6 protein-coding genes and 1 pseudogene are annotated in these 5,611 nt (G+C 37.9%); 3 read left to right on the top strand and 4 right to left on the bottom strand.

What is annotated here, in order from left to right:
- Positions 1 to 561: hypothetical protein (locus RTL34_RS11485; RefSeq protein WP_312117043.1), on the top strand; the 561-nt coding region annotated here is incomplete at its 5' end.
- Positions 562 to 643: 82 nt separating this feature from the next.
- Here the strand turns inward: RTL34_RS11485 and RTL34_RS11480 are convergent.
- Complete coding sequence (locus tag RTL34_RS11480; RefSeq protein WP_312117041.1) at positions 644 to 1,210, bottom strand: recombinase family protein; 567 nt, start codon at positions 1,208 to 1,210, stop codon at positions 644 to 646.
- Between the two features lie 587 nt (positions 1,211 to 1,797).
- Here RTL34_RS11480 and RTL34_RS11475 point away from each other — a divergent pair.
- Together RTL34_RS11475 and RTL34_RS11470 are read left to right on the top strand one after the other, a co-directional pair.
- On the top strand, positions 1,798 to 2,997 hold the full coding sequence (locus RTL34_RS11475) for an ATP-binding protein (RefSeq protein WP_312117039.1): 1,200 nt from the start codon (positions 1,798 to 1,800) through the stop codon (positions 2,995 to 2,997).
- A gap of 95 nt (positions 2,998 to 3,092) precedes the next feature.
- Entirely contained in the window at positions 3,093 to 4,229 is a 1,137-nt protein-coding gene (locus tag RTL34_RS11470) for a Fic family protein (protein WP_312117037.1), read from the top strand.
- A 378-nt stretch (positions 4,230 to 4,607) separates the two neighbouring features.
- On the opposite strand, the gene RTL34_RS11465 is transcribed toward RTL34_RS11470, so the two are convergent.
- The 3 genes and pseudogenes from RTL34_RS11465 to RTL34_RS11455 all read right to left on the bottom strand — a co-directional run.
- Entirely contained in the window at positions 4,608 to 5,210 is a 603-nt protein-coding gene (locus RTL34_RS11465; RefSeq protein WP_312117035.1) for a phosphatase PAP2 family protein, read from the bottom strand.
- A gap of 13 nt (positions 5,211 to 5,223) precedes the next feature.
- Positions 5,224 to 5,463, bottom strand: a complete 240-nt coding sequence (locus RTL34_RS11460; protein ID WP_409455465.1) for a COG4705 family protein — start codon at positions 5,461 to 5,463, stop codon at positions 5,224 to 5,226.
- Positions 5,443 to 5,538 (bottom strand): annotated as a pseudogene (locus RTL34_RS11455) (hypothetical protein); the annotation flags it as partial. The gene RTL34_RS11460 and the pseudogene RTL34_RS11455, both read right to left, overlap by 21 nt.
- Positions 5,539 to 5,611 lie beyond the last annotated feature (73 nt).

Below are 5,611 nucleotides of genomic sequence, written 5' to 3'. Positions count from 1 at the left end.
GGGCACTATCTCGTATTTTTTAGAATGGTGGTAGATGGGATGGTCGGATGCTTACCATTAAGCGCATTACCACTCATAACAACAGGTACTTTTCTATGGCGCCCACATCTGCCCAATGGCAAATTATCCATGAATATCATTCCTATTTTGGTACATGATGATTGCGAAGGCATTGTCACCATACTACCAGCTAGATTTTGGGAGGGCAGTTATTTATACCAGCAGTGGCTTTATTACGGTGACAATGATATTGAAACCAGTCCTGCCTTTTATCAGCTCAATGCCAACGGACAATATTGGCAATCATTTAAAAAACAAGTAAGACCAACCCAAGAAGAATTACCTGGGTTTGCCAATCAGCCAAAACCTTATCATTCTAAAAAAGCTACCGCTGCTAGCTTAGCTTTCATCTCACAATGTCTGGAAATGGTCAAGCTTGATCATAAAGAAAATGTTCAGGGTAGAGGGCTGTTAGCCAAACATAACCACCTTTTAAGTCTAATTATTTTATTTGCCGTGGTGGTAGGCGTCTTATTAGCAATACAGAAAGTGTTGAGTTAGTGATGTGGCTTTATTAGGTCTTCTTCTCTATTTTTTTCAGCATACATCAATATTAGTATTAGACCTACTTGGAAAGGCCTAGTCATTGGATCTCTAAACTTTTCACCGGCACCAACCGATACAACGTCTGCGGATGCACCCCTAGAATTCTTGCCACCTCAGGATAAGTCCGTCCAGCAGACAACTCCCGGCGAGCGAGTTCCAACTTCTCCTCACTCACCCTAGGCTTACCCGGGACTTTACCACGGCGACGCGCTGCCGCAAGACCCGCCTTTACCCGCTCTTGAATCAGCTCACGCTCCATCTGCCCCAGCGCCCCTAAAATATTAAAATACAACCGACCTGCAGGCGTACTCGTATCAATACTCTCGGTGATACTCACAAGCTGTGCACCCGTCGTCCGAATCAGCTCACTGATTTTAATCAAATCGGGTAGGGAACGACATAACCGGTCTAACTTCCAAACCACCAACGTATCACCATCGCGTAAATACCCTAACGCATCCGTTAACCCTTGGCGTTCTTTTACACTACTTATCTTATCAGTAAAAATTCGATCACAGCCATATTTACTCAAAGCATCAAGCTGCAAAGACAAATCTTGCTCCTTGGTTGACACCCGAGCATAACCAATTACCTGAACCGTCAAAATACCCTCCTAAAAAATAGCCAAAGACGCAGTAACGAAATAATCAACAAATACCCACCTTCTGAAAAATATCGACTAATTTTAACTCACCTTATAAACATAACTAAAAGTTATCAAAACACACGAGATAATATCTAAAAAGCATCAATTAAAATTTAGAATAAAAATATTATTGTCAATACATAAATTACAATAAAATACAAAAATAAATGACCAGCATAATATTATTGATAGGTTTTTATTGAAATAAATAATAGACAATATTATTGAATAAAACTGGGGTAAAAACAATTAAAATTGCTCGTCTTGATTTATTAAACAATAACAGGTGTTTTCATTGAATTAACATTTAAAGAAAATCTATAACATTTATTTATGAGTTTGTTCTTTGGTAATAAATTGATTATTTATTCTAAAAAATCTGTAAAAACTAGATAAAATGAAATACGCTTCAAATAATGTATATTTTTCTAAAAGAATGCTTTTATTTTCCATTAATTAGAATTTATAGAATTAATTGGAAATTAGTTTCCAATGTTTTGTTAATTTTGCTAAAATTGGAAATAAAATACTAAATTGGATAATGAATGATTTCTCGAGAAAAATATTTACAGCAACTGATTCAATTTAAAGATTCAGATTTTATAAAAGTGATAACCGGGGTTCGCCGTTCTGGCAAATCTGTTTTATTGATGCAATATCGAGATTATTTGCTGTCTCAACAAATTAGTGCAGAAAATATTATTTATCTGAATTTTGAGAGTTTTGAGTATCAATGGGTTAAAGATGCGGATGATTTTAGCCAATTAATCAATGAGAAACTTAAAGGCAGTGAAAATAAGGTTTATTTGTTATTTGATGAAATCCAATTTGTAGACGGTTGGCAAAAAATTATTAATGCCGTCCGAGTTAGCTTTAACACTGATATTGTGATTACAGGCTCTAATGCGAATTTACTCTCTGGGGAATTGGCGACTTTATTAAGCGGTCGTTATGTGGCGATTAAGATTTATCCCTTGTCCTTTAGAGAGTATCTGTTAGCTAAGCAAGTACCTGTGGATTCTAGGTTGGTTGATAAATATTATCTTGAGTATGAACAATACGGCGGGTTTCCCAGTGTTGTTATGGCAGATGAGCCTTTGAAGGATACTATTTTATCAGGAATTTTTGATTCGATTGTGCTCAATGATATTGCGCATCGGGCAGGGGTGAAAGATACCCATATTTTAAAAAGCGTAATTTTATTTTTAGCTGATAATGTCGGGCAGTTAGTTAATCCAAGCAAAATTAGTAACACATTGACCAGTGAGCGAGTGCCAACCTCGAATCATACCATTAATAAATATCTTGAGTTATTAGAAAATGCGTTTTTGTTCTATAAGGTGCAGCAATATGATATTCGAGGTAAGGGGTATCTTAAGACGAATGCTAAGTACTTTATTGTCGATAATGGCTTAAGGCGTCATGCAATTGGTAAAAAAGAGGCAAATTATGCCAATCGGTTGGAAAATATTGTATTTTTGGAGCTATTAAGACGGGGCTATACCTTAGATGTGGGTCGTTTAGACAGTAAAGAAATTGATTTTGTGGCTCGCAGGGCAGATGAATTGCTATATGTGCAAGTGACTTATCAAATCCCAGAGAATACCCATGAAACGGATAATTTATTACATATTCGAGATAATCATAAAAAGATAGTTATTACAGGAAAGTATGATGAGCGTCGCCAAATTGACGGTATTCCACTGATTTATATTGTGGATTGGTTGTTGGAATCTGATGAATAAACAAAAATCAACTAATATAAAATAGATATTCTCTGCATATTTTGCGGTGATTGTTTGCTATAATTACCGCATCTACTTTTTATTGCTATTTATAAATGCTGTATAAAAAATACATTCACGACTATCCTAATTGGACCGATTGGCAAATTGATAATAATCAGTTATTACCATTGGTCGCTAATGTGCGTCTATTACAAGGTAAACTACTTGGTCAAATGCAAAGCTTGGGTTTTGAGTTGCCGCTTGAAGCCCAATTGGACGCTGTGACGCTTGAAGTGATTAAAACGTCTGAGATAGAAGGGGAGATACTCAATAATGAGCAGGTACGCTCATCGGTTGCTCGGCATTTAGGTATTGAACACCTATACAACCCGGATACCCTGCTAACACCCACTCGAGAAATCGATGCTATTGTGGAGATGATGTTAAGAGCCAGTTTTTATTTTGACCAACCACTGACGCTCGATGAAATCTTTGCTTGGCATCGGGCGTTATTTCCCACGGGTTTTAGTGGGTTATATGAAATACAAGCGGGTAGACTTCGAGATGATCGTACAGGTGTCATGCAAGTGGTATCAGGGGGCTATGGTCGCACTAAAGTGCATTTTGAAGCACCAGCAGCACAACTATTGCCAGATGAATTGGCTAAATTTATTGCTTGGTATAATGAGGAGCAACCAGATTTAGATTTGACTATTAAAGCCGGTATTGCACATTTATGGTTTGTGACCCTGCACCCCTTTGAAGATGGCAATGGGCGTTTAACTCGGGCGATTACCGAGCGTATGCTCGCTAAAAGCGATGGCAGTGGCAGACGTTTTTATAGTATGTCAGCGCAAATTTTAGCAACTCGGTCAGAGTATTATACGATTTTGGAATCCACTCAAAAAGGCTTAACGTCAGTGACAGACTGGTTAGTTTGGTTTTTACAAACGCTAGGACAGGCTTTAACGATGGCACTCACTCGTACCCAAAGAACGGTTGATAAAGCCCAATTTTGGCATACGCATCGCCATATAACGTTTAATGAACGCCAAGTGATAATGATTAATCGATTGTGGGGCGACTTCTTTGGTAAATTGACCACTAAGAAATGGGCTATGATGACAAAAACATCGCCAGATACGGCTTTGCGAGATATTAATGACTTAGTTGATAAGGGTGTACTGGTTAAATCTGCAGCGTCTGGGCGCAGTCAAAGCTATGAGCTAAGCGCTCACGCTGATAGTTAAAATATTGGTATTTCGGTCAATACGCTAAAGTCTTGGAAGCAAGGTCAGCGCGAACCGAGCGGTTCAGCGCAAGTTTCACTTAAATTATTGGGCAAAAAACCTGAGCTTATTGATGAGATTGCTCATTTGGCGTAGTTTTCCAACTATATCAATTTCCAGTCTGGCCTAAGTTTATTTTGAGTTTTTGATAAGCTCTAGTAATGGGTTTATCCGACGCTGTTTAATAGACAAGTTAATTTACAAAAATAGGGGATAAAAGCCCCTGTTTTTTGTGAAAATGGAAGTGTCTAGAAAACCAGCGTTTTTTAGACATTCTAAACTTTATCACTTTAAAAAATATTAAACAAAACTTTTTCAAAATTATTTATTCGAATTCTACTAACGCATTTCAACGCTTTTTGCACTAATCTTGCTTTGAAATAACATAACCTGATACATTTTGATAACAGGTTGCGAAAAGGTTTCACCCCACTGTCTCCAAATTGGCACAAATACTAAAGCCGTGATAACTGCCAAAATTACCGCCCCGAACATGTCGAATGGAAAGTGGATACCTAAAAACACTCTTGCCCAAGCGACCAAGCAACCAAATGCGAAGATAACGGATCCAATAATATATTTTTTGCTGAGCAAAAACCCCATGGCAACAGAACTAAACACCGTCATATGGTCACTGGGAAACGAGGCATCTGCAGAATGACTAATCAGCGTGTGACCCATACCTATCATAAAGGGTCGAGGGTGAGGGTAAATGTGGGTGATGATTTGAGCGATGCCCAATGCAATTAATGGAATACATGTTGATTTTAACACCAATTTTTTTTGATTATCATTACCCACTAGCCAATAGAAAATTAGAAAAGCAACCAAACTATAAAACAAGCCATTTGCTATCCAAATGGCTACCTGTACCAATATGGGATTAGTGTGGCTACTGGCATCAATTAGGCTAAATAACTGAAAATTAAGCTGTTCGTTCATTGTCATAATCCAATCATGAAGCCAGTAAAGCAGTGCGTTTATTGTGTTGATAATGTGCCACACCAATCAACATTGCCATGATAGCAATCGCAACCAAAGACGCGTTCAGTGTACCCAAATTTAACCCTCCTTTCGCCAACGGTTTGGTCAAAAAGTCCCCAAAAGTTGCCCCAAATGGACGAGTAAATACAAAGGCGAGCCAAAACAAAATCACGCCATTAATTTTTGAGAAGTAATGTAAAAGTATTACCACCGCAATGACACCGCCTGTCACCATTGAGCCTTGCAAATAACTTAATCCCAATTGGTCACCCAAAAAGTCACCAAATGCCGTACCTAGACTATTTTAGAACTTACGCACTATCCAAAGAAAGCATGATATGCTAAAGGAAAAGCAAGAA

It is taken from the genome of Moraxella sp. CTOTU47915 (assembly GCF_031986685.1).
GTDB classification, from domain to species: Bacteria; Pseudomonadota; Gammaproteobacteria; order Pseudomonadales; family Moraxellaceae; genus Faucicola; species Faucicola tetraodonis.
The sequence above is the reverse complement of the archived record's forward strand: the minus strand, read 5'-3'. Positions and strand labels throughout refer to the sequence as shown.

Excerpts from the sequence above, each read along its gene's own strand:
- RTL34_RS11475 (WP_312117039.1), top strand. The coding sequence starts at position 1,798 with ATGATTTCTCGAGAAAAATATTTACAGCAACTGATTCAATTTAAAGAT.
- RTL34_RS11470 (WP_312117037.1), top strand. The coding sequence starts at position 3,093 with ATGCTGTATAAAAAATACATTCACGACTATCCTAATTGGACCGATTGG.
- RTL34_RS11465 (WP_312117035.1), bottom strand. The coding sequence starts at position 5,210 with ATGAACGAACAGCTTAATTTTCAGTTATTTAGCCTAATTGATGCCAGT.